23 protein-coding genes, 1 rRNA gene and 1 other annotated feature (1 of these 25 running past the window's edge) are annotated in these 21,097 nt (G+C 43.7%); of the genes, 23 read left to right on the top strand and 1 reads right to left on the bottom strand.

Going from position 1 to position 21,097, the window contains the following annotated elements; all coding sequences use genetic code 11:
• The first annotated feature begins 5 nt into the window (after window positions 1-5).
• The 8 genes from rrf to pssA all read left to right on the top strand — a co-directional run bounded on the left by rrf (window position 6) and on the right by pssA (window position 8,955).
• A 5S ribosomal RNA gene (gene rrf, locus GK047_RS27600) occupies window positions 6-122 on the top strand.
• 227 nt (window positions 123-349) lie between these two features.
• On the top strand, window positions 350-811 hold the full coding sequence (locus GK047_RS27595; RefSeq protein ID WP_163953776.1) for a CtsR family transcriptional regulator: 462 nt from the start codon (window positions 350-352) through the stop codon (window positions 809-811).
• A gap of 15 nt (window positions 812-826) precedes the next feature.
• A complete protein-coding gene (mcsA, locus tag GK047_RS27590; RefSeq protein WP_163953774.1) occupies window positions 827-1,339 on the top strand; it encodes a protein-arginine kinase activator protein McsA in 513 nt (170 codons plus the stop codon).
• 24 nt (window positions 1,340-1,363) lie between these two features.
• Window positions 1,364-2,425: a protein-arginine kinase McsB gene (mcsB, locus tag GK047_RS27585; protein ID WP_346010398.1), complete on the top strand. Its 1,062-nt coding sequence runs from the start codon at window positions 1,364-1,366 to the stop codon at window positions 2,423-2,425.
• A gap of 63 nt (window positions 2,426-2,488) precedes the next feature.
• Window positions 2,489-4,930, top strand: coding sequence for an ATP-dependent protease ATP-binding subunit ClpC (gene clpC / locus GK047_RS27580; protein WP_163953772.1), 2,442 nt, complete (start codon window positions 2,489-2,491; stop codon window positions 4,928-4,930).
• Window positions 4,931-5,048: 118 nt separating this feature from the next.
• A complete protein-coding gene (gene radA, locus GK047_RS27575) occupies window positions 5,049-6,452 on the top strand; it encodes a DNA repair protein RadA (protein WP_240344313.1) in 1,404 nt (467 codons plus the stop codon).
• A 587-nt stretch (window positions 6,453-7,039) separates the two neighbouring features.
• Window positions 7,040-8,119, top strand: a complete 1,080-nt coding sequence (disA, locus tag GK047_RS27570; RefSeq protein WP_163953784.1) for a DNA integrity scanning diadenylate cyclase DisA — start codon at window positions 7,040-7,042, stop codon at window positions 8,117-8,119.
• A gap of 86 nt (window positions 8,120-8,205) precedes the next feature.
• The gene (gene pssA / locus GK047_RS27565; protein WP_163953769.1) at window positions 8,206-8,955 is read left to right on the top strand and encodes a CDP-diacylglycerol--serine O-phosphatidyltransferase; all 750 of its coding nucleotides are present in this window, start codon (window positions 8,206-8,208) and stop codon (window positions 8,953-8,955) included.
• 106 nt (window positions 8,956-9,061) lie between these two features.
• Here the strand turns inward: pssA and GK047_RS27560 are convergent, their stop codons facing one another.
• Window positions 9,062-9,457, bottom strand: coding sequence for a DUF1573 domain-containing protein (locus GK047_RS27560; protein ID WP_163953767.1), 396 nt, complete (start codon window positions 9,455-9,457; stop codon window positions 9,062-9,064).
• A gap of 154 nt (window positions 9,458-9,611) precedes the next feature.
• Between GK047_RS27560 and GK047_RS27555 the strand changes: the two genes are divergently transcribed.
• The 15 genes from GK047_RS27555 (at window position 9,612) to rplA (ending at window position 20,903) form a co-directional block, all read left to right on the top strand.
• Window positions 9,612-10,679 carry a PIN/TRAM domain-containing protein gene (locus GK047_RS27555; RefSeq protein WP_163953765.1) on the top strand — a complete coding sequence of 356 codons (1,068 nt, stop codon included), beginning with the start codon at window positions 9,612-9,614 and terminating at the stop codon, window positions 10,677-10,679.
• Window positions 10,680-10,734: 55 nt separating this feature from the next.
• Window positions 10,735-11,439, top strand: coding sequence for a 2-C-methyl-D-erythritol 4-phosphate cytidylyltransferase (gene ispD / locus GK047_RS27550; RefSeq protein ID WP_163953763.1), 705 nt, complete (start codon window positions 10,735-10,737; stop codon window positions 11,437-11,439).
• Window positions 11,436-11,921: a 2-C-methyl-D-erythritol 2,4-cyclodiphosphate synthase gene (gene ispF, locus GK047_RS27545; RefSeq protein ID WP_163953761.1), complete on the top strand. Its 486-nt coding sequence runs from the start codon at window positions 11,436-11,438 to the stop codon at window positions 11,919-11,921. Before ispD ends, ispF begins: the two co-directional genes overlap by 4 nt.
• Before the next feature lie 37 nt (window positions 11,922-11,958).
• Complete coding sequence (gltX, locus tag GK047_RS27540) at window positions 11,959-13,413, top strand: glutamate--tRNA ligase (protein ID WP_163953760.1); 1,455 nt, start codon at window positions 11,959-11,961, stop codon at window positions 13,411-13,413.
• Between the two features lie 353 nt (window positions 13,414-13,766).
• The gene (gene cysE, locus GK047_RS27535; RefSeq protein WP_163953758.1) at window positions 13,767-14,438 is read left to right on the top strand and encodes a serine O-acetyltransferase; all 672 of its coding nucleotides are present in this window, start codon (window positions 13,767-13,769) and stop codon (window positions 14,436-14,438) included.
• Window positions 14,419-15,825, top strand: a complete 1,407-nt coding sequence (gene cysS, locus GK047_RS27530) for a cysteine--tRNA ligase (protein WP_163953756.1) — start codon at window positions 14,419-14,421, stop codon at window positions 15,823-15,825. The genes cysE and cysS overlap by 20 nt, the downstream gene beginning before the upstream one ends.
• Window positions 15,822-16,259 carry a Mini-ribonuclease 3 gene (locus tag GK047_RS27525; protein WP_163953753.1) on the top strand — a complete coding sequence of 146 codons (438 nt, stop codon included), beginning with the start codon at window positions 15,822-15,824 and terminating at the stop codon, window positions 16,257-16,259. The genes cysS and GK047_RS27525 overlap by 4 nt, the downstream gene beginning before the upstream one ends.
• Before the next feature lie 85 nt (window positions 16,260-16,344).
• The gene (rlmB, locus tag GK047_RS27520) at window positions 16,345-17,085 is read left to right on the top strand and encodes a 23S rRNA (guanosine(2251)-2'-O)-methyltransferase RlmB (protein WP_163953751.1); all 741 of its coding nucleotides are present in this window, start codon (window positions 16,345-16,347) and stop codon (window positions 17,083-17,085) included.
• A 5-nt stretch (window positions 17,086-17,090) separates the two neighbouring features.
• Complete coding sequence (locus GK047_RS27515; protein ID WP_163953749.1) at window positions 17,091-17,603, top strand: NYN domain-containing protein; 513 nt, start codon at window positions 17,091-17,093, stop codon at window positions 17,601-17,603.
• A gap of 118 nt (window positions 17,604-17,721) precedes the next feature.
• Window positions 17,722-18,366 (top strand): RNA polymerase sporulation sigma factor SigH, encoded by a 645-nt coding sequence (sigH, locus tag GK047_RS27510; protein ID WP_028557511.1) that lies wholly within the window; start codon window positions 17,722-17,724, stop codon window positions 18,364-18,366.
• Window positions 18,367-18,623: 257 nt separating this feature from the next.
• Window positions 18,624-18,773 carry a 50S ribosomal protein L33 gene (gene rpmG, locus GK047_RS27505; protein WP_134756045.1) on the top strand — a complete coding sequence of 50 codons (150 nt, stop codon included), beginning with the start codon at window positions 18,624-18,626 and terminating at the stop codon, window positions 18,771-18,773.
• A gap of 19 nt (window positions 18,774-18,792) precedes the next feature.
• Complete coding sequence (secE, locus tag GK047_RS27500; protein WP_163953747.1) at window positions 18,793-19,005, top strand: preprotein translocase subunit SecE; 213 nt, start codon at window positions 18,793-18,795, stop codon at window positions 19,003-19,005.
• 24 nt (window positions 19,006-19,029) lie between these two features.
• Window positions 19,030-19,563 (top strand): transcription termination/antitermination protein NusG, encoded by a 534-nt coding sequence (nusG, locus tag GK047_RS27495; RefSeq protein ID WP_163953745.1) that lies wholly within the window; start codon window positions 19,030-19,032, stop codon window positions 19,561-19,563.
• Window positions 19,564-19,671: 108 nt separating this feature from the next.
• Window positions 19,672-20,097, top strand: a complete 426-nt coding sequence (gene rplK / locus GK047_RS27490; RefSeq protein WP_126144112.1) for a 50S ribosomal protein L11 — start codon at window positions 19,672-19,674, stop codon at window positions 20,095-20,097.
• A 113-nt stretch (window positions 20,098-20,210) separates the two neighbouring features.
• Window positions 20,211-20,903: a 50S ribosomal protein L1 gene (gene rplA / locus GK047_RS27485; protein WP_163953743.1), complete on the top strand. Its 693-nt coding sequence runs from the start codon at window positions 20,211-20,213 to the stop codon at window positions 20,901-20,903.
• 54 nt (window positions 20,904-20,957) lie between these two features.
• Window positions 20,958-21,097, top strand: a sequence feature (ribosomal protein L10 leader region) (it continues 14 nt past the right edge of the window).

Raw genomic sequence — 21,097 nt, 5'->3', positions numbered from 1 at the left:
GACTGTTTGGTGATGATGGCGGAGGGGACCCACGCGTTCCCATCTCGAACACGACCGTTAAGCCCTCCAGCGTCGATGGTACTTGAACCGCAGGGTTCTGGGAGAGTAGAACGTTGCCAAGCACGTAGAAGCCTTTTTGAGAGAAATCTCAAGAAGGCTTTTTTGTTGTTATCTCGAATAAAACTGTAGGGAAGGTCAACAATAGTAAGGGATACTTCTAGATATCGGACCGCAGGTTCACGGATTTTCTGAGCAGCACTTGTCAAAAAGAAAGGAAATGATTATAATCTAGTTAAGGTCAAAGAAAGTCAAAGTCAATTTACTTCTAGCGTTACGGGAGGATGAATTGATGCGTAATGTATCTGAAATTATTGAGCAGTATTTGAAACATGTTCTGCTGCAAAGTTCAGAAGGAGCAATCGAGATTCAACGCAACGATCTAGCTGAACAATTTCAATGTGTGCCTTCCCAAATCAACTATGTAATAAGCACAAGGTTTACTTTGGAAAAGGGATATGTTGTGGAGAGCAAGCGCGGTGGCGGTGGATATATTCGCATCCAAAAGATTGAGCTTAAAAGTCACGGATCTATTTTAGATCATATTTTCCGCACGATTCATACACACATCGATCAAGTGACCTCGGAAGGACTCGTATACCAACTGCAAGAGGGGCATTATATCTCCGCGCGGGAGGCTAATCTTATACGGGCTGCGATATCGAGAGATGTCTTAATCTTTAAATTGCCACTGCGTGATGAAATTCGTGCCAAAATTTTGAAAGCCATGCTGATTTCCTTACTTAGCAAATGAGGAGGGCATAATTAAATGATTTGTCAGGAGTGCGGCAAGCGTCCAGCTACTCTTCATTTTACGAAGATAGTCAATGGTGACAAGAACGAGTTCCACATTTGTGAAAATTGCGCACGCGAGAAGGGTGAAATGATACCGGGAACGTCTAATGGCTTCTCGATTCATAATCTGTTGTCAGGGCTCCTTGATTTCGATCCTTCTTCCGTCAGTTCGGCTAAATCGCAGGCAATTCGTTGCGACCACTGTGGACTTACGTATTCGCAATTTAGTAAACTAGGCCGGTTTGGGTGTGGTTCCTGCTATAAGAGTTTTTCAGAAAAGTTGGATCCTTTGTTCAAAAGAGTTCATGGAAACATTGTCCATGTGGGCAAGGTTCCTAAACGCTCCGGTGGTATTATTCAATATAAACGAGAAATAGACATACTTAAAAAAGATATGATGGCTCGCATCGAACGAGAAGAGTTTGAACAGGCAGCCGACATTCGGGATCAAATTCGTGAAATCGAAAAAAAGATAGCCGGTACGTAGTCTCTTGAGGAAGGTGTGAATGGAGTGACACTGCAGCGGTTTACAGGAGATGCATTGAGTGAATGGATGAAGGGTGATGGACCTGAGTCGGATATCGTCATCAGCAGTCGGATCCGAATTGCACGCAACCTCAGGGATTATCCATATCCGATGCTGGCTTCTAATCAACAGTCGCAAGAAGTGCTTGAGCAGTTATCTGGGGTACTTGAAAATGAAGAGTTGGAAACCATTAGCAACTTTTCTCTAATTCCGTTATCGGATCTCAACGAGCTAGAGCGAATGGTACTTGTGGAAAAACACTTAATTAGTCCGAATCTGGCTAATGAATCGAGGAATGGCGCGGTTATTTTAAGCGAAAATGAATCGATTAGCATTATGATCAACGAAGAGGATCATCTTCGCATACAATGCTTATGTCCAGGATTTCAGATCAAAGAAGTGTGGGATTTGGCGAATCAGATTGATGATATTTTTGAGACGCAGCTAGACTATGGATACGATGAGAAAAGAGGTTACCTTACGAGTTGCCCCACTAATGTAGGCACTGGGATTCGCGCTTCTGTAATGATGCATTTGCCAGCCTTGGTGTTGAGTCAGCAAATTAATCGTATATTATCTGCAGTGACTCAAGTTGGGTTAACCGTTAGAGGATTATATGGTGAAGGCAGCGAAGCTTTAGGTAACCTGTTCCAAATTTCAAATCAGATTACGCTTGGGCAATCGGAAGAAGAGATTATTGATAATCTTTACAGTGTAGCTCGACAAATCATTGAACATGAGCGCGCTGCTAGGCATAAGTTGATTCAGGAATCTAGAATGCGGATGATAGATCGTGTTAACCGTTCTCTTGGCATTTTGTCTTATGCAGGTGTTATGGACTCGAAAGAGGCTTCGCAACGATTGTCTGATGTTAGGTTAGGGATTGATTTGGGCATCATTAATAACGTTTCATCTGATGTGTTGAACGAACTTTTAGTGATGACGCAGCCTGGATTCCTTCAGCAGTATGCTGGAGAGAAGTTATCACCCGAAGATCGTGATATCCGAAGAGCAGAGTTGATTCGTGAAAGATTTGGCCGGATTTAACAAAGTAATTTGATTCATCCTTTAGGATTCCCATAGATATACTAATTTTGGAGGTGTTTCTCTATGATGTTTGGAAGATTTACGGAACGTGCGCAAAAGGTACTCTCTCTTGCACAAGAGGAGGCAGTTCGTTTAGGGCACAATAATATTGGAACCGAGCATATTTTACTTGGACTCATTCGTGAAGGTGAAGGGATTGCCGCAAAAGCGCTAGTTGCCTTGGGACTAGGCCTTGAAAAGATCCAAGATGAAGTTGAATCTCTGATTGGTAGAGGGCAAGAGCAGCCGACTAATATCGCGTATACCCCAAGAGCTAAGAAGGTCATAGAGCTCTCCATGGATGAAGCGAGAAAATTGGGACATACGTATGTGGGCACTGAGCATATTTTACTTGGACTTATTCGCGAAGGCGAGGGTGTTGCTGCACGCGTGCTCAATAACCTTGGTGTCTCGTTGAACAAAGCTCGTCAACAAGTGCTTCAGCTTCTGGGAAGCAGTGAGACGGTGTCACCAAGCCATGGCAGTAATCCTAATGTGAACACGCCTACATTGGATGGCTTAGCAAGAGATCTCACGGCGTATGCCAAAGAGGGTCATCTGGACCCTGTCATTGGACGCAGTAAAGAGATTGAGCGTGTTATTCAAGTATTGAGTCGTAGAACAAAAAATAACCCTGTCCTCATTGGGGAGCCGGGCGTTGGTAAAACGGCAATCGCAGAAGGTCTCGCTCAAAAAATTATCAGCAATGAAATTCCCGAAACCTTAAAAGATAAAAGAGTTATGACACTCGATATGGGCTCTGTCGTTGCAGGTACGAAATACCGCGGCGAATTCGAAGACCGTTTGAAAAAAATCATGGACGAAATTCGTCAAGCGGGCAACATCGTGTTATTCATCGATGAACTGCATACTTTAATTGGCGCTGGGGGTGCGGAAGGTGCAATTGATGCATCTAACATTCTTAAACCGGCACTCGCCAGAGGCGAATTACAGTGTATTGGTGCAACGACTTTAGACGAATATCGCAAATATATTGAAAAAGATGCTGCGCTAGAGCGTCGTTTCCAACCAATTACGGTTGATCAACCATCTCCGGATGAAGCTATTCAAATTCTTCATGGACTTCGCGATCGATATGAAGCGCATCACCGCGTGAAAATCACGGATGCTGCGATTGTAGAAGCTGTTAAGCTCTCTGATCGTTATATTACGGATCGGTTTTTACCAGATAAAGCAATTGATTTGATCGATGAGGCGAGCTCCAAAGTGAGACTTCGCTCCTATACGGTACCCCCTTCATTGAAACAGCTCGAGAATAAGCTTGAGGATATCCGCAAGGAGAAAGATGCGGCTGTTCAGAGTCAAGAGTTTGAAAAGGCTGCTGGTCTGCGTGATACTGAACAAAAGCTGCGTGAGGAACTTGACACAACGAAGAACGAGTGGAAAGAGAAGCAAGGTCGTTTGGACACAGAGGTGACACCAGATGATATCGCGCAAATTGTCGCAAGCTGGACTGGAATTCCTGTAACCAAGCTTGCTGAGGAAGAGACAGAACGCTTACTCAAGATGGAAGAAATTCTTCATGAACGCGTAATTGGTCAAGAAGAAGCTGTGAAATCAGTCAGTCGCGCGATTCGTCGTGCCAGAGCTGGTCTGAAAGATCCTAAGCGCCCAATGGGCTCCTTCATTTTCCTTGGCCCAACGGGTGTAGGTAAAACAGAGTTGGCGCGCGCGCTGGCAGAGTCTTTATTCGGTGACGATAACGCGGTAGTCCGAATTGATATGTCGGAGTACATGGAGAAACACTCAACGTCCAGATTGGTGGGGGCTCCTCCGGGATATGTTGGATATGAAGAAGGCGGTCAGTTGACGGAGAAAGTTCGTCGTAAGCCTTACTCCGTTGTGCTGCTCGATGAAATTGAGAAAGCACATCCAGAAGTATTTAATATCTTGCTTCAAGTGTTGGAAGATGGTCGTTTAACCGATTCCAAAGGTCGCACCGTCGACTTCCGCAATACGCTCATCATCATGACTTCAAACGTTGGAGCCGATACGATTAAGAAAAATTCCTCGCTTGGTTTTACAGCGGCGCAGGATGCCGGTAAGGATTACTCCAACATGAAAGATAAAGTGATGACAGAGCTTAAGAAAAGCTTCCGTCCGGAATTCCTAAACCGTATCGATGAAACGATTGTGTTCCATTCCTTGGATGAAGAGCATATCACTCGCATCGTGAGCTTGATGGCCGAAGATCTACGTAAACGTCTGAAAGAGCAAGAGGTAGACTTTGCACTTACAGATAAAGCGAAGATGTTCCTCGCCAAAGAAGGCTTCGACCCGACTTATGGAGCGAGACCATTGCGTAGAGCAATTCAGAAGCATATTGAAGATCGTTTGTCTGAGGAACTCCTCAGAGGCACGATTGCCAAAGGTGATTCTTTAACGATTGATGAAAAAGAAGGCGAGCTTGTCGTTCTTCGTGGCGAAGGCGTAACTGCGCAATAAGAGAGCTAAAAAGCATTTTGCTCGACCCGTTTAGGGTTAGGCAAAATGCTTTTATTTATGTTTTGACTTTGATCGATTAGCGAAAAATGATAAACTTTAAAGATATTATTTGACTAGGATGAGTGAAGCTATAATGAAAAATAAAACGGTATATATGTGTACCGACTGTGGTGCTCCACATTCGAAATGGCAAGGCTTCTGCAATAATTGTCAGGCTCGTAATACGCTTGAGGAAGAAGCGACGAGCGTAGGTACGACTAGTAAACGCGTTGCGAAGCCCAATGTGACTTTAAAGCGTCTATCTGAAACAGAATCGCAGAATAGTGATAGAATTGTTACGTCTATTGGTGAATTTAATCGTGTGATGGGCGGAGGTATCGTTCGGGATTCCCTTACGATTATTACTGCTGAACCTGGTGCAGGTAAATCAACACTCTTGCTGCAAGTTTCCCAGGATGTTGCGAAGATGGGCTATAAAGTGCTATATGCTTCCGGAGAAGAAAGCGATAGTCAAATCAAACGTAGGGCAGAACGAATCATTCCTAATATTGAAAAAAATGTGTGGGTATACTCAGATACGAGTCTAAATAACGTGCTTGGTTGTATTGATAATGTGGATCCCGATTTAATTATTATTGATAGTATCCAAACTTTTGTGTTAGAAGAATATAACTCTCGACCAGGATCTCCAACGCAAACAATGGAATGTGCAAATGCCTTATTAAGAATGGCGAAAGAGCCGAAAAGACCGCGTGCGGTCATTATGGTTGGTCAAATGACCAAAGATAATGAATTGGCAGGTCTTCGAGCGTTGGAGCATTTGGTAGATGCAGTGCTTGTATTGGATGGAGAGAATGGCGAGGAGTTAAAGCAGCTTTCTGCAAGTAAGAATCGTTATGGAAGTACAGGAGAGATTGGTTTCTTCTCTATGACAGAGACAGGTATGCTCCCCATTGATAATCCATCAGAGTTCTTTATGACCCAACGCGACGCTAATGATATTGTTTCGGGTAGTGCATTGACCGTGGTTAAAGAAGGTACTCGTCCAATTATTTTAGAAATAGAGAGTTTGATTTCCCATAGCTTTACTCCCTATCCTTCACGCATAGCGGAATCCATGAAAAGAGAGCAGTTAAGCACGCTGATCTCTATTTTGGAACAACGGGCTGGCATCGAGTTATACACCAAAAATGTAGTTATTAAAACAACGGGAGGTTTTCGTTTAAAAGAGCAATCTTCCAACTTGGCCATTATCATGAGCATTGTATCCTCTTATAAGAACAAGGGAGTTCCGAGTGACACTGTTTTTATTGCTGATATTGGACTAACTGGCGAGCTAAAGAAAGTACCCACATTGGAAGCGAGAATTCGGGAATTGGAACGGATGGGGTTCAAACAGGTCTATGTGGCAAAAAACGCGTTAAAGATGACCTCATCATTTAAAAAGATAAAAGTGATTCCTTGTAATACGTTAATAGAGGTTATTCAAAAATTATTTGGAAGCAATAGCAGTAATGAATAATTAATTTAAGGAAAGATGCGAAACAATTTGAATGCATCGATGACCAGTAACGTAGAACTTTTTTAGTAGGTTTCTTTACCGAACGAGTTTGAAAGTACGCAAGCCCTTCGGTAGCTCAGCATCCGTTCTGAATCGTTTTTTTTCATCTGAATTAAAGTTTGAATTTCCCTATATAAATAGAAGTGTTATAATTGAGTTTGTTGGAAAAGGGAAGTATTACCTTCTTTAGGGGGGCTATATGGATAGGTGAGCATCCCTATGTACATAGCATCAACGATTTGTTTAAACATGCATGTTTTGAGAAATTCGGCCTAATTCAATCGTCTAATAATAGGTCTAAAGGATAAAACTGAAAATGAGGTATTCATTCATACTTCTAGCTTCGAAGATCAGCCTACCATGAACATCTAATGTGGTGTTCGGTGAATTTGAATTAACCGGCGGAACCTGACGTGCTTTGGGGACTGTTGATTAACACATCAAGCCAACATGGACATTACTTACTGGAGTGAACGAGGTGTCAGAAGCCTAGCAGCTGAGCTGAGTTAACTCCTAACACTCAACCTGCAAGCTTCAGGAGGAAAATGATGAGTAAAGAAGAGACAAAGCGTGACGTGATGAGCCAACTACTGCAGATGGTAGCTCCTGGAACAGCGTTCCGTGACGGTTTGGAGAACGTCTTGCGCGCCAAGACGGGTGGACTAATCGTAGTTGGGTATAGCCCGGAGGTTATGGAGATTGTCGACGGAGGGTTCTCCATAGATTGTGATTTTTCTCCCAATTATTTATATGAGCTCGCCAAAATGGATGGGGCGATTATACTTAGTGAAGACATAAAAAGAATTCTGTATGCGAACACGCAATTAATTCCAGATTCATCAATTTCTTCATCAGAAACGGGGATTCGGCACCGAACTGCAGAACGTGTTGCGAAGCAAACGAATAAACTGGTTGTTTCAATTTCTCAGCGACGGAACGTAATAACGTTATATCAAGGTAATTTACGGTATGCACTTAAGGATATTGGCGTTATCCTGACCAAAGCGAATCAAGCGATACAGACGCTAGAGAGATATAAGGTCGTTCTCGATCAGTCATTGACAAATCTTAGTGCATCCGAATTCGAAGAACTGGTGACTCTACACGATGTAACTAACGTGATTGCCCGTTTCGAAATGGTGCTTAGAATCAAAGCAGAAATCAATCGCTATATTAATGAGCTCGGTAATGAAGGACGACTCATTAGCATGCAGCTTGAGGAGCTTGTTGGCAATGCAGAGCTGGAAGCACGCCTGCTTGTTAAAGATTACGTGCGTGAACTGTCTGAAGAGAAGGTTAAGGATATGCAGTCGGGTTTAAAGCGGCTCTCTTCAGATGAACTGCTAGAGCCTCATCAGATTATTCGCCTTCTTGGTTATCCGCATACGAATGCTATTGCCGAGGAATCTGTGTCTCCTCGCGGATTCCGCGTGTTGGGCAAAATACCACGTTTACCATCAATCATTATCGCCAATCTGGTTGAAAAATTTGGTTATTTACCTCATATGATGATGGCCACTATTGAAGAATTAGATGAAGTTGATGGTATCGGGGAAGTCAGAGCCCGTGCTATAAAAGAAGGCCTTAAGCGAATTCAAGAACAAGTCTTCATTGACAGACATATTTAAAGTGGATACAATCATAAAGTATCTATTGTTGAGGTTTTATTAAGTTAAGATTAGGGTATAGTAAATCCAGAGGTGGACAAAAAAATATGTTAACGAAATCAATTCCCAGCCTTTTTACAGTAGGGAACTTATTCCTTGGTGTTCTGTCGATTATTCTCGTCTTTAATGGTGAATCTGGACGCGCAGCAGTGCTCGTCATTGTAGCCATGCTGCTTGATGGACTTGACGGACGTGTTGCGAGAGCCTTGAACGCGCAGAGTGAGTTTGGTAAAGAACTAGATTCCCTGTCCGATGTCATTTCTTTCGGTGTAGCACCTGCCTTTATCATGTATGTTGTTGCTTTCAATGACCCTAATGTCATTAGTCCTGCTTTTGCATGGATCGTGACAGCCATTTTCCCGATTTGTGGAGCGCTTCGACTCGCACGTTTCAATGTTGTTGCGGGAACTCCTGGGTACTTCATTGGTCTGCCTATCCCAGCTGCAGGTGGTGTACTATGTACGCTAGCGCTGTTTAAGGCCGAAATTAACGTGTACGTACTTTTGGTTAGCACAGTACTTCTTTCCTATTTGATGGTAAGTACCGTGAAATATCCAAACTTCAAAAAAGCAGGAATTCCCAAAGCAGCAATCTGGATCACGCCGATTATCGTGGCTGCTGCCATTCTGATTGCCGTCCAATGGCCAGAGTCGATTTCTAAAATGATTTTCGTGCCGCTGCTTCTTTACGCGCTGTACGGCTTAAAAAAAAACGTTGATGGGATCTTCATCCGACTGCGGAGAAAGAACAAAAGACGTGCTGTAGAAGATAAAAACTCCGTAAAATCCGACCTGTAAGTAAAAGTTTCGAAAATAAAAAGCATTTATTTTCTTCTGATCAACTCAGAGAAAATAAATGCTTTTTTGTTTTAGCCTAAGCCAATCTAGACGGTAAAGATGTCAGTCATGACATGTTGAAGAGTCCCAATGTTGAACATTTTTTCGATTCATTTTCAACGACTTTTTCCAAATCCACTTCCAGGATGTTGCTTAGTGCGGACATATAGAAGAGATTTCTTCCAAGTTCTGCACTCACAACTTCTGTACAGTGTTCGCACAAGTGACCGGATACATGGTTTCCAAGTACATCCTTAGCTTCATCCAAAGTCATCTCGGAGTGATATGCCTGTTTGGTTGCCTGAATACCGATACATCCGCATTCCGTTATGGATTTGACCACAGAACGATTGGCGGCTGCATTGGTTTGTTGAAATTTGGATAAGACATCAAGCAAACTTCGGTGACGGAGTAACAATTCGGACACTTGATCTTGAAACTGCTTTAAAGTCAAGGAGCTCATTCCATCCACCTCGAGTGTGTTTGTAAACTTCCAATTTCATTATATAGGAAGCCCCCTAATATTTCAATTTTCCATGACAAGAAGTGATTAGCGATAGATAAATTGGAACATAATTGTAATAAGGCTTAAATATTGTTGATGTGGAGGTGAATCTATGATGAGGAAATGGGTACAAATCATTTTTGCAATCATGGGTGGAGGTTTAGGGTATCAATGGAGTGATTCCTTACTGAGTATGGCAGGTTTGACGAGCGAGGCTGGACAAGCATTTTGGATTAAGGGTTTATGTGTGGTAGCTATGTTTCTGGTCTCAGTATGGATTGCCAATATTGGAATGAAGTGGTTAGTGAGAGGTGAGCAGAATGTAGACAGCATTCCTGTATCTGACCTGCTAGCAGGAACCGTAGGGCTAGTGATTGGTTTGTTAGTATCGGTGATGTTATACCCGGTATTAGAGAAAGCGACGTGGGTCGGTCCCTTATTACCCTTTGTCGTTGCCACTATACTCGCTGTTATGGGCTTTCGGATTGGATACAACAAGCGGGATGAGCTCATTCAATTACTGAAGAACGTACGTTCCGGGAATCAAGATAAGCAGACTCATCGTCCCTATGAAGAGCACAAAATTTTGGATACAAGCGTAATTATTGATGGTCGGATTGCTGATATTTGTAAAACAGGTTTTATTGAAGGTACATTAGTCATACCAGAATTCGTTTTGGAAGAACTGCAGCATATCGCGGATTCTTCGGATTTGCTAAAACGGAATCGCGGACGCCGTGGTCTCGATATTTTGAACAAGATTCAAAAGGAACTGGAAGTCAAAGTACTGATCTACGAAGGTGATTTTGAAGAAATATCCGAAGTCGATAGTAAGTTAGTTAAATTGGCCAAAGTGCTGCAAGGCAAAGTCATTACAAATGATTTTAATCTGAATAAAGTTTGTGAACTACAAGGTGTTTCGGTATTAAACATTAATGATCTTGCGAATGCAGTTAAGCCAGTGGTTTTGCCTGGAGAAGAAATTATCGTTCAAGTCATTAAAGACGGCAAAGAACATGGACAAGGTGTCGCTTATCTTGATGATGGTACAATGATCGTCGTTGAGGGTGGTCGTGAATTTATAGGATCTACGCTTGAAGTAATGGTAACGAGCGTGCTGCAAACGTCGGCGGGTCGAATGATTTTCGCCAAACCGAAATTATTGGAAAAAGCGCAGTAAAACCAGTATGATAGGGGGAGGTAATACGGCGAGAAAGCTCTGAGGTGGGGACAATATGGGGAAGCTAGGGGTTGTCATCGTGGCAGCGGGCAAAGGCTCGCGTATGCGAACGGCTGAAAGTAAGCAATATTTACTGCTAGGACAGAAGCCGATTCTGGTACATACCTTGCAATTATTTCAAAACATACATGCAGTGGACGAAATCATTTTGGTTGTTGGGGAAGCGGACGTTGAACGCTGTAGAGGTTACGTACAGGGTTATGGGCTATCGAAAGTCACTAGTGTAATAGCTGGTGGTAATGAACGCCAAGATTCAGTCAAGCGAGGCCTGGACGCCCTTCAGGATAGTACCGAGTGTGTGCTTGTGCATGATGGAGTAAGACCATTCACGAATATCGAACATGTGTTCGAATGCATTCGCAAAGCACAGGAACAAGATGCTGCAGTACTAGCTGTACCTGTGAAGGACACGATCAAAATCGTAAATGCAGCGAAACAAATTCAATCTACACCAGATAGACGAAGCTTGTGGGCGATCCAAACCCCGCAAGCTTTTCGGCTTGCCCTCTTGAAAGAAGCGCATGAGCGGGCGGAACGCGATGCTTTTATCGGGACTGATGACGCGATGTTAGTAGAAAGAATGGGGATCACCGTCCATGTGGTCGAAGGGGACTATTATAATATTAAAATTACGACCCCAGAGGATCTTCCTTGGGCAGAATGGATACTACACAATGTTAGGAGAGAGGGACATCAATGATTAGGGTAGGTCAAGGGTTTGACGTTCATCAATTAGTAGAAGGACGCAAGTGCATTATAGGCGGCGTAACGATCCCTTATGAAAAGGGCTTGCTGGGACATTCCGACGCGGACGTGCTGCTTCATGCAATCAGCGATGCGATATTAGGGGCGCTTGCCCTAGGGGATATTGGAAAGCATTTTCCTGATACTGCTGCGGAATTCAAGGATGCAGATAGTTTAGTTCTGCTTAAACAGGTTTGGCAGTTGGCCAAAGATAAAGGTTATCGCCTTGGCAATACAGATTCGACCATCATTGCTCAAAAGCCAAAAATGGCTCCCTATATTCCACAAATGGTTGAGATCATTGCAGAAGCGCTTGAAGCTAAATCAGATCAAGTGAATGTGAAAGCAACAACGACTGAACAACTAGGATTCGTTGGAAGAGGCGAAGGCGTCGCTGCGCAATCGGTTGTTTGTTTAATTCGAGATGTGCTAGAATAGCAGGTATTAATTATCGGGGAAAAGAGGGTTTTCAATTATGAATCAGCCTTTACGCGTGCGTTACGCACCAAGTCCGACGGGACATTTACATATTGGCGGTGCCCGTACGGCACTGTTTGATTATTTGTTGGCACGCCGCCATGGCGGTGCTTTCATTGTTCGTTTTGAAGATACAGATCAGACTCGTCATAAGGAGTCGGGCGTTAATGACCAACTGAACGGTTTAAGGTGGCTCGGCTTGGAGTGGGACGAGAGCGTTGATATTGGTGGTCCTTATGGTCCTTATCGTCAAATGGAGCGACTGGATATTTATCAGCCTTTTGCAGACCAACTGATTCGTGAAGGACATGCCTATCACTGTTACTGTTCGGAGAAGGATTTGGAAGAAGAGCGCGCGGAACAAGAAGCGCGTGGTGAGATGGGGGGGTATTCTGGTAAGTGCCGCAACCTGACGCCTGAGCAAGTCGCAGCGTATCAAGCAGAGGGGCGTAAGCCGTCCACACGTTTCCGTGTGCCACAAGATCGTATGATTGGCTTCCAAGATAAAGTACGTGAGCATGTCGAATTTGATTCGAATGGTATTGGCGACTTTATTATCGTACGTACTGATGGCATTCCTACCTATAATTTTGCTGTTATCCTCGATGATCATTTAATGAAGATTGACTTAGTAATCCGCGGTGAAGAACATTTGTCCAATACGCCGAGACAAATTTTGATGTATGAAGCTTTGGGGCTTCCAGTCCCGGAATTTGCTCATTTGGCACTTATATTGAATCCAGACCGTAAAAAAATGAGTAAGCGGGATGAGTCCATTATCCAGTTTATTGAGCAGTACAAAGAGTTAGGCTACCTGCCGGAAGCGGTAGTGAACTTCATCGCGCTGCTCGGCTGGTCTCCAGTCGGCGAAGAAGAGATCTTTACCAAAGAAGAATTAATTGCACAGTTTGATCTTGATCGGGTTTCCAAGAGTCCTGCTGTTTTTGATATGGACAAGCTGAACTGGATGAATAACCATTACTTGAAAAAGGCTCCACTCTCTCAAGTTGTTGAATTGTGCTTGCCTCACTTGCAAAAAGCAGGTTATATCCAAGGTGAGCTGGATGCAGCGACGGGGGAATGGATTTCTGCACTAGTAGGCCTGAATCAAGAAAGAATGCGTTTTGCAGCTGAGATAGTGGAGCTGTCCAGCCTCTTCTTTACGGAAGAACTGATTATTGATGAGGAAGCTGCTGTCATCCTGAAAGAGGAACACGTTCCTACTGTTCTAGCAAACTTCCTTCAACAAGTGGAGCAGGCAGAGTCGTTTGCGGTTGAAGCTATTCCTGCATTACTTAAACAAGTACAAAAAGAAACGGGTTATAAAGGGAAGCAATTGTTCATGTCTATCCGTTCTGCGTTAACAGGACAAGTTCACGGTCCGGATCTGAACATGTCGATTTACTTGCTGGGGAAAGAAAAAGTCGGTTCGCGCCTTCGGAACTTATTGTAAAGCGAGTTTTTTTTCGCTATACTTAACACAATATCAAAAGCAACGATCAGGAGAGTACGTTTAATGTGGGATTCATCAGAGAGGATAATCGAAGCCAATTGCTTCGGCTGTGAGTTATCCAATCCCTGTAATCGGAAATGCACCTGGGAGCTGCCGCGCCGAAATCTCGCAGGAGAACCGTAGGTGTAGCCGATTCACCCACGTTACGGGAATTGAGTTGGGAGACTTCCGAGTCACCAAGCAGAGTGGAACCGCGATACTACGCCTCTGCAGCCTTATGGCTGCAGGGGCTTTTTTGCTTTCAAGCTTCATTCAGGCTCGCTAAGTTAACTTCCTACTAAGAAGGTGAAGAAATGTGGAAAACGATCAAATCCGATATTTCCGCCGTATTCGATAACGACCCGGCTGCGCGCAATTGGTTTGAAGTCGCCTTTACGTACTCCGGTCTTCATGCAATTTGGGCACATCGGATCGGCCACTGGTTTTACAAACGACGTGTTTTCACGATTGCGCGTATTATTTCTCAATGGAGTCGTTTCATGACGGGGATTGAAATTCATCCAGGTGCAGTAATCGGCAAACGATTATTTATTGATCATGGAATGGGCGTTGTCATTGGGGAAACTTGCGAGATTGGTGATGATGTTATTTTATACCAAGGGGTAACTTTGGGTGGCACTGGAAAAGAAAAAGGGAAGAGACACCCGACAATTGGTAATAATGTGGTTATCGGCTCTGGTGCCAAAATCCTCGGTTCCTTTACTGTAGGTGAAAATTCAAGGGTTGGTTCGAATGCAGTCGTCATTCAAGAGGTTCCTTCTAACAGTACCGTCGTGTGCATTCCTGGAAAGCTAGTGAAGCGGGATGGCGTTCGCGTGAATCGCTTGGATCATGCGAGTTTGCCAGACCCCGTTATCGATATATTCGAAGAACTACAGCAGCAAATTAATGAACTAAAAGCACAGCTTGAACAAGAAAGACAAAAGAATGGAGGAGTGAGAGAGCATGACGCTCAGAGTGTATAATACCCTAACACGCAAGAAAGAAGAGTTCGTTCCGATCGAACCGAACAAAGTGAAAATGTATGTGTGTGGTCCAACCGTGTACAACTATATTCATATTGGGAACGGAAGACCTGTCATTTTCTTTGATGTCGTACGCCGTTATTTAGAATCTCAAAAGTATGAAGTGACCTATATTACGAACTTTACTGATGTTGATGATAAAATGATCCGCAAGGCTGAAGAAATGGGCAAGACCGTTCCACAGTTGGCGGAAACGTTTATTCAAGCCTTTCTTGAGGATACCCGAGCGCTTGGTGTTAATGATGCTACACTCAATCCGCGTGTAACGGAGAACATACAAGAGATTATTGATTTCATCGCAGTGCTGGTTGATACGGATTACGCCTACGAAAGCCGTGGCGATGTATACTATCGAACGAGTAAGTTCGCTGACTACGGCAAGCTATCTCATCAAAATCTCGAAGAGCTTCAATATGGAATTCGTATTGAAGTCGACGATCGCAAAGAGAATCCGCAGGACTTTGTCCTGTGGAAGGCCGCGAAACCTGGAGAGATCTCCTGGGATAGCCCATGGGGCCAAGGTCGCCCCGGTTGGCATATTGAGTGCTCTGCTATGGTGCGTAAATATTTGGGTGAAACAATCGACATCCATGGGGGTGGTCAGGATTTGACGTTCCCGCACCACGAGTGCGAAATTGCTCAAACGGAAGCAGTTACAGGGCACCCGATGGCTAACTACTGGATGCATAATGCTTTCTTGAATATCGATAATGAAAAGATGTCAAAATCCCTTAACAATGGAATTCTTATACGTGAATTGATTAAACAAACCAAGCCGCAAGTATATCGATTCTTTATGCTCTTGGCTCATTACCGCAGCCCGTTAAACTTCAGTGATGATAGCTTGACGCAGGCGGCGAATGGGTTGGAACGTATCCAGAACGCTTACGATAACCTCAAACATCGCCTTGCCACGGCGTCTGCTTCACCTGAGGGGGAAGTTGAAGTCGCATTGAAAGATAGCGTTGCTGCAATAGCACGCCATTTTGACGACAAGATGAATGACGATTTCAATACGCCGGACGCCATCACAGCTGTATTTGATCTGGTCGCTGAAGCGAATGTATATCTAACGCAGGAGCGGGTGAGTGCCGCGGCATTGCAGCATTTTCTGGATCAACTGAATGCTTTTGATCTCGTTCTTGGCTTCTTGTCTCAGAGTGCCAATGAATTGCTGGATGAAGAAATCGAGCAACTGATCATCGAACGGACAGAATCTCGTAAAACAAAAAATTGGGCGCGTGCGGATGAAATTCGTGACTTACTCACGGAGAAAGGGATATTCTTGGAGGATACACCTCAAGGAATACGTTGGCGCCGCAAATGAGCCATCCTTTTTCGGAAGCTGCGAACTTGTTTCAATTCCCGCCGTCCAAAAGCCCGCATTTGATGAATCCACTGGTGCTAGCCTATATTGGAGATGCGGTTTATGAAGTTTACATCAGGCAATATGTGATTTCTGGGACGAACCATAGACCTAATCATCTCCATAAAGCTGCCACCACGTTTGTATCAGCAAAGGCACAATCAAAGTTATTAGAATCGCTTATGCCTATGTTAACGGAAGAAGAAGTCGACATAGTTAAACGTGGGCGTAACGCCAAGTCAGGAACAACAGCGAAAAACGCGGAAGTGCTAGAATATCGGCATAGCACAGCGTTTGAATGTTTAATTGGATATTTGTACTACAAGCAATCTTTTGAGAGATTGAAGGAGATTCTAGATTTTGCTCTTGCCACTAAGCTGCAGTCAACTCAGTGAGTGCAGGGGCGAAGTCAGTTTCTTTGGAAAACGCAGGGGATGCTTAAGACAGCTTGGTTTGAGCGAGAATTTAAGGAGGGGCGAAATGGAAGAAGAATATATCGGAGGGAAGCACTCGGTTCTTGAGGCGCTTCGTTCAGGTCGAACAATTAATAAAATATGGGTAGCTGAAAATGCACAAAAACAATTTGCTAGCCCTATTGTGGCAGAAGCCAAAAATAATGGTATTATCGTGCAGTTTACAGATAAACGTAAGCTGGATCAAATGGCAGAAGGTCTACAACATCAAGGCGTCGTAGCTCAAGTGGCCGCTTATGAATACGTAGAAGTCGACGATATTTTAGCAAAAGCAAAAGCGCAAGGAGAGGATCCGTTCATCCTCATTTTGGATGAGATTGAGGACCCGCATAATCTGGGCTCCATTCTGAGAACTGCTGATTGTACGGGCGTTCACGGTGTTATAATTCCTAAACGTCGCTCCGTCGGTCTCACAGCCACAGTTTCTAAAACTTCAGCGGGTGCCGTTGAGTATGTGCCAGTAGCTCGCGTGACAAATATCGCTCAGACAATTGAGCAGTTGAAAGAACAAGGAGTATGGGTTGCCGGTACAGACGTTGTAGGTGCTCAGGAAGTGTATAAATCCAACTTTAAGATGCCAATTGCTCTCGTTATTGGTAATGAAGGTAAGGGCGTTGGACGATTGATTAAAGAAAAGTGTGACTTCTTGGTCAAGCTTCCTATGACTGGACGTATTAACTCGCTTAATGCCTCCGTTGCCGCGGGTGTGCTCATGTACGAAGTGGTTAGACAGCGAAGCTTGAGTTAAAACGGATGGAAGAGTTTTTGATCGTGGATGGTTACAATATCATTGGCGCGTGGCCAGTGTTGAATAAGCTGAAGGAAACTGATTTGGAAGGTGCGCGGGACAAACTTATTCATGTGTTGGCTGAATTTCAGTCTTACTCTGGCATGAAAGTTTATCTTGTATTCGATGCTTACAGAGTTCCTGGTCTTGGGAAGAAATATTTGCAGAGCAAGCTGAATGTACTCTACACCAAAGAAAAGGAAACTGCTGATGAACTCATCGAGCGTTTAGTTACCAATCTCATGGGGAGACGGAAGCAGATTTATGTAGCTACATCAGATATGATCGAGCAGCATGTTATTTTTGGAAAAGGTGCACTTCGGTTACCAGCAGGAGAACTTCTGGTCAAGATCAACCAAAGTCATAAAGAAGTGAGAGCGCGAATCCATCCAGAGACGACTTCTAAGCGCAATCCATTTGATGATAAACTAAATGCGGATGTGAAAGAACAGTTTGAACGATGGCGAAGAGGCGAGTAAAATCCTCCAAATGCTAGAAATGACGCGGTTCCCCGTTGACGGTGTAAGATTTCATCATGTATACTAAACCTAAACTTTAAGTGAATCTGGGTAGTCTTGCAGGCCGGAGGGATTGTTAGTGAGTGTCGACCTCAAAGAACTGAGAATGTATGATTATGACCTCAAGCCAGATGAAGACATAGTCGAGGCAGTCCGTGAAGGCAGTAGTGAAGCGCTAGAATACCTAATCAATAAATATAAGAACTTTGTTCGTGCGAAAGCACGTTCCTATTTTTTGATAGGCGCAGATCGAGAAGATATTGTGCAGGAAGGCATGATAGGTTTGTATAAATCTATTCGTGATTTTCGAGGAGACAAGCTAGCTTCGTTCAAAGCATTTGCTGAACTGTGCATTACCAGGCAGATCATCACAGCGATTAAAACAGCTACTCGTCAGAAGCACATTCCTCTGAACTCCTATGTTTCATTGGACAAGCCTATCTACGATGAAGATTCTGATCGTACGCTGCTTGACGTTATAAGCGGTTCCCGGGTTACTGACCCGGAAGAACTGGTCATTAATCAAGAAGAGTTTACGGGTCTTGAAGATAAAATGGGTGAAATTTTAAGCGACTTGGAACGTAGAGTGCTTATGCTCTATCTTGATGGCCGATCGTACCAGGAAATTGCCGTTGATCTAGATCGTCACGTGAAATCGATTGATAATGCACTTCAACGTGTCAAACGTAAACTTGAACGATATCTAGAAGTCCGAGATCTATAAGTGTCATATCTACAGCATCCGCGGAGCGGGTGTTTTTCTTTTTATTAAGGTTTAACATCTGCCAGCGGCGTCTATAATGATGATACTCTCGTAGATGGTGAATCTCTGACAATAAAGGATAGGCAAATTGAGATACTTCTTCCTTGACACCCAGTTGTGGGTTGTGATAAAGTATTTCAGGTAGCCCTAAAAGTCGCTTTCTTTTTGATGCGCTTCGAAGGGCTTTAATTAGAAAGTGTCTGTAGGAGGTGTACATCATGCGGGTTATCATCACATTAGCGTGCACAAATTGCAAACAAAGAAACTATGCATCCACTAAAAATAAGCGCAACAATCCCGACCGTATTGAGTTGAAGAAATATTGCAGATTTTGCAATGAACATACTGCTCATCGCGAGACTAGGTAGTTCTTTGGAGGTGTAGTTTGTGGCGTTCTTGGCTAGAATGAGACAAAGCTTCGGATCCACTTTTTCCTTCTTCACCGACTGTTGGTCAGAACTCAAGAAAGTCAAGTGGCCAAGCCGCAAGGAAATGATTACCTACACGCTAGTCGTAATTGGTACGGTAGCATTTGTTGCTGTTTACTTCTTTGTGCTGGATCTTGGAATCTCTGAGTTGCTGCGCCTTGTTTTTAAATAAACAGGACTATAGGTGAATTTATTCATGGAAAAAAGATGGTACGTCGTACATACCTATTCAGGGTATGAAAACAAAGTAAAAGCCAACCTAGAGAAACGTGTTGAATCCATGGAAATGACGGACAAGATCTTTCGTGTGCTTGTGCCGATGGAAGAAGAATTGGTAAACAAAGACGGTAAGAAGAAAACCGTTATGCGTAAAGTTTACCCAGGCTACGTCCTTGTGGAAATGATTCAAACGGATGACTCTTGGTACGTAGTACGTAATACGCCAGGAGTTACTGGATTCGTAGGTTCTACAGGATCCGGCTCTAAACCGACTGCACTTCTGCCTGAGGAAGTGGAATCCATTCTGAAGCATATGGGTATGCAAGAGCCGAAGGCGAAGATCGACTTCGAACTCAAGGAGACTGTACGCGTTAAGGTGGGGCCTTTTGCGAATTTTGTTGGATCAATTGAAGAAATTATTGCTGACAAAGGTAAACTTAAGGTACACGTCAATATGTTTGGTAGAGAAACCCCGCTTGAGTTGGATTTTGACCAAGTGGAAAAGCTATAAAACAAGACAACCAAGGGTTTCTACCAGGTCTATTCCTAGGGATAGACCTTCGTTAGTGGGAAGGTTTTGCGCCCGTCTAGCTACACTAAGTGCAAGGAGGTGTCCAACATGGCAAAAAAGGTTATTAAAATCGTGAAGCTGCAAGTTCAAGCTGCGAAAGCAAATCCAGCACCACCTATCGGTCCAGCTTTGGGTCAAGCAGGTGTGAACATTATGGCATTCTGTAAAGAGTTTAACGCTCGTACTGCAGATCAAGCTGGTCTTATTATTCCAGTTGAAATTACAGTATTTGAGGATCGTTCCTTTACTTTTATCACAAAAACGCCTCCGGCTGCAGTTCTTCTTCGCGTCGTTGCTGGTATCGAAAAAGGATCCGGTGAACCGAACAAAAAGAAAGTTGCAACTGTGAAACGCGCTAAAGTTCGCGAAATCGCTGAACAAAAAATGCCTGATCTAAATGCTGCATCCGTTGAGGCTGCAATGCGTATGGTCGAAGGTACTGCTCGCAGCATGGGAATCGTCATCGAAGATTAATTCCGTAAGGAATGCGGCACAGTAAGCGCAAGCTTACGAAGAGGTTCCTTTGGAATACTCGAGCTGCTCGGTGGGAGGATTATCCGCTAATACCACTAAGGAGGATTTAGATTATGCCTAAACACGGTAAAAAATACCGCGAAGTATCTCAGCTAGTAAATGCTGAAGCTTTGTATGATCCATCAGAAGCAATCGAGCTTGTTAAGAAAACAGCTCCTGCTAAATTCGATGAAACTGTGGATATCGCAGTTCGTCTGGGTGTTGACCCAAGAAAACAAGATCAGGCTGTTCGTGGTGTCGTAGTACTTCCACACGGTACTGGTAAAACAAAACGTGTACTTGTATTTGCCAAAGGCGAGAAAGCGAAAGAAGCTGAAGCGGCTGGTGCAGATTTTGTTGGTGATGCAGATATGATCAACAAAATTCAACAAGGTTGGTTCGAATTCGACGTTTGCGTAGCTACTCCAGATATGATGAGCGAAGTTGGTAAACTGGGTCGTATCCTCGGGGGTAAAGGTTTAATGCCAAACCCTAAAGCAGGAACAGTTACTTTCGACGTTACCAAAGCTGTTCAGGAGATCAAAGCTGGTAAAATCGAATACCGTCTTGATAAAGCAGGACAAATTCATGCTCCACTTGGTAAAGTATCTTTCGATGCTGATAAATTGAATGAAAACTTCAAAGCATTGGTTGATGCGCTAGTTAGAGCGAAACCAGCAGCTGCTAAAGGTGTATACCTTAAAAACATTGCTGTATCTTCGACTATGGGCCCAAGCGTTCGTGTGAACCTGCAATCCTTTAGATAAGAAAAAACATCCAGTTGACTTCGTCGGCTGGTCGTGATAACCTATCTAAGGTCATAAAAATGAATATGCAAACCGTAGACAGTAGGTGCCAACGGGCTTAATTTCCTACCGAGGTGTTATGATATATACAGCGATTTCTTTGTACTCAAGGAAAAAGTGAACAAATCATGCCTTCGTAGTGTCTACGAAGGCAT

The organism is Paenibacillus sp. SYP-B3998 (assembly GCF_010820665.1).
GTDB lineage: Bacteria > Bacillota > Bacilli > Paenibacillales > NBRC-103111 > Paenibacillus_E.
This window is presented reverse-complemented; position numbering and strand designations above follow the sequence as displayed.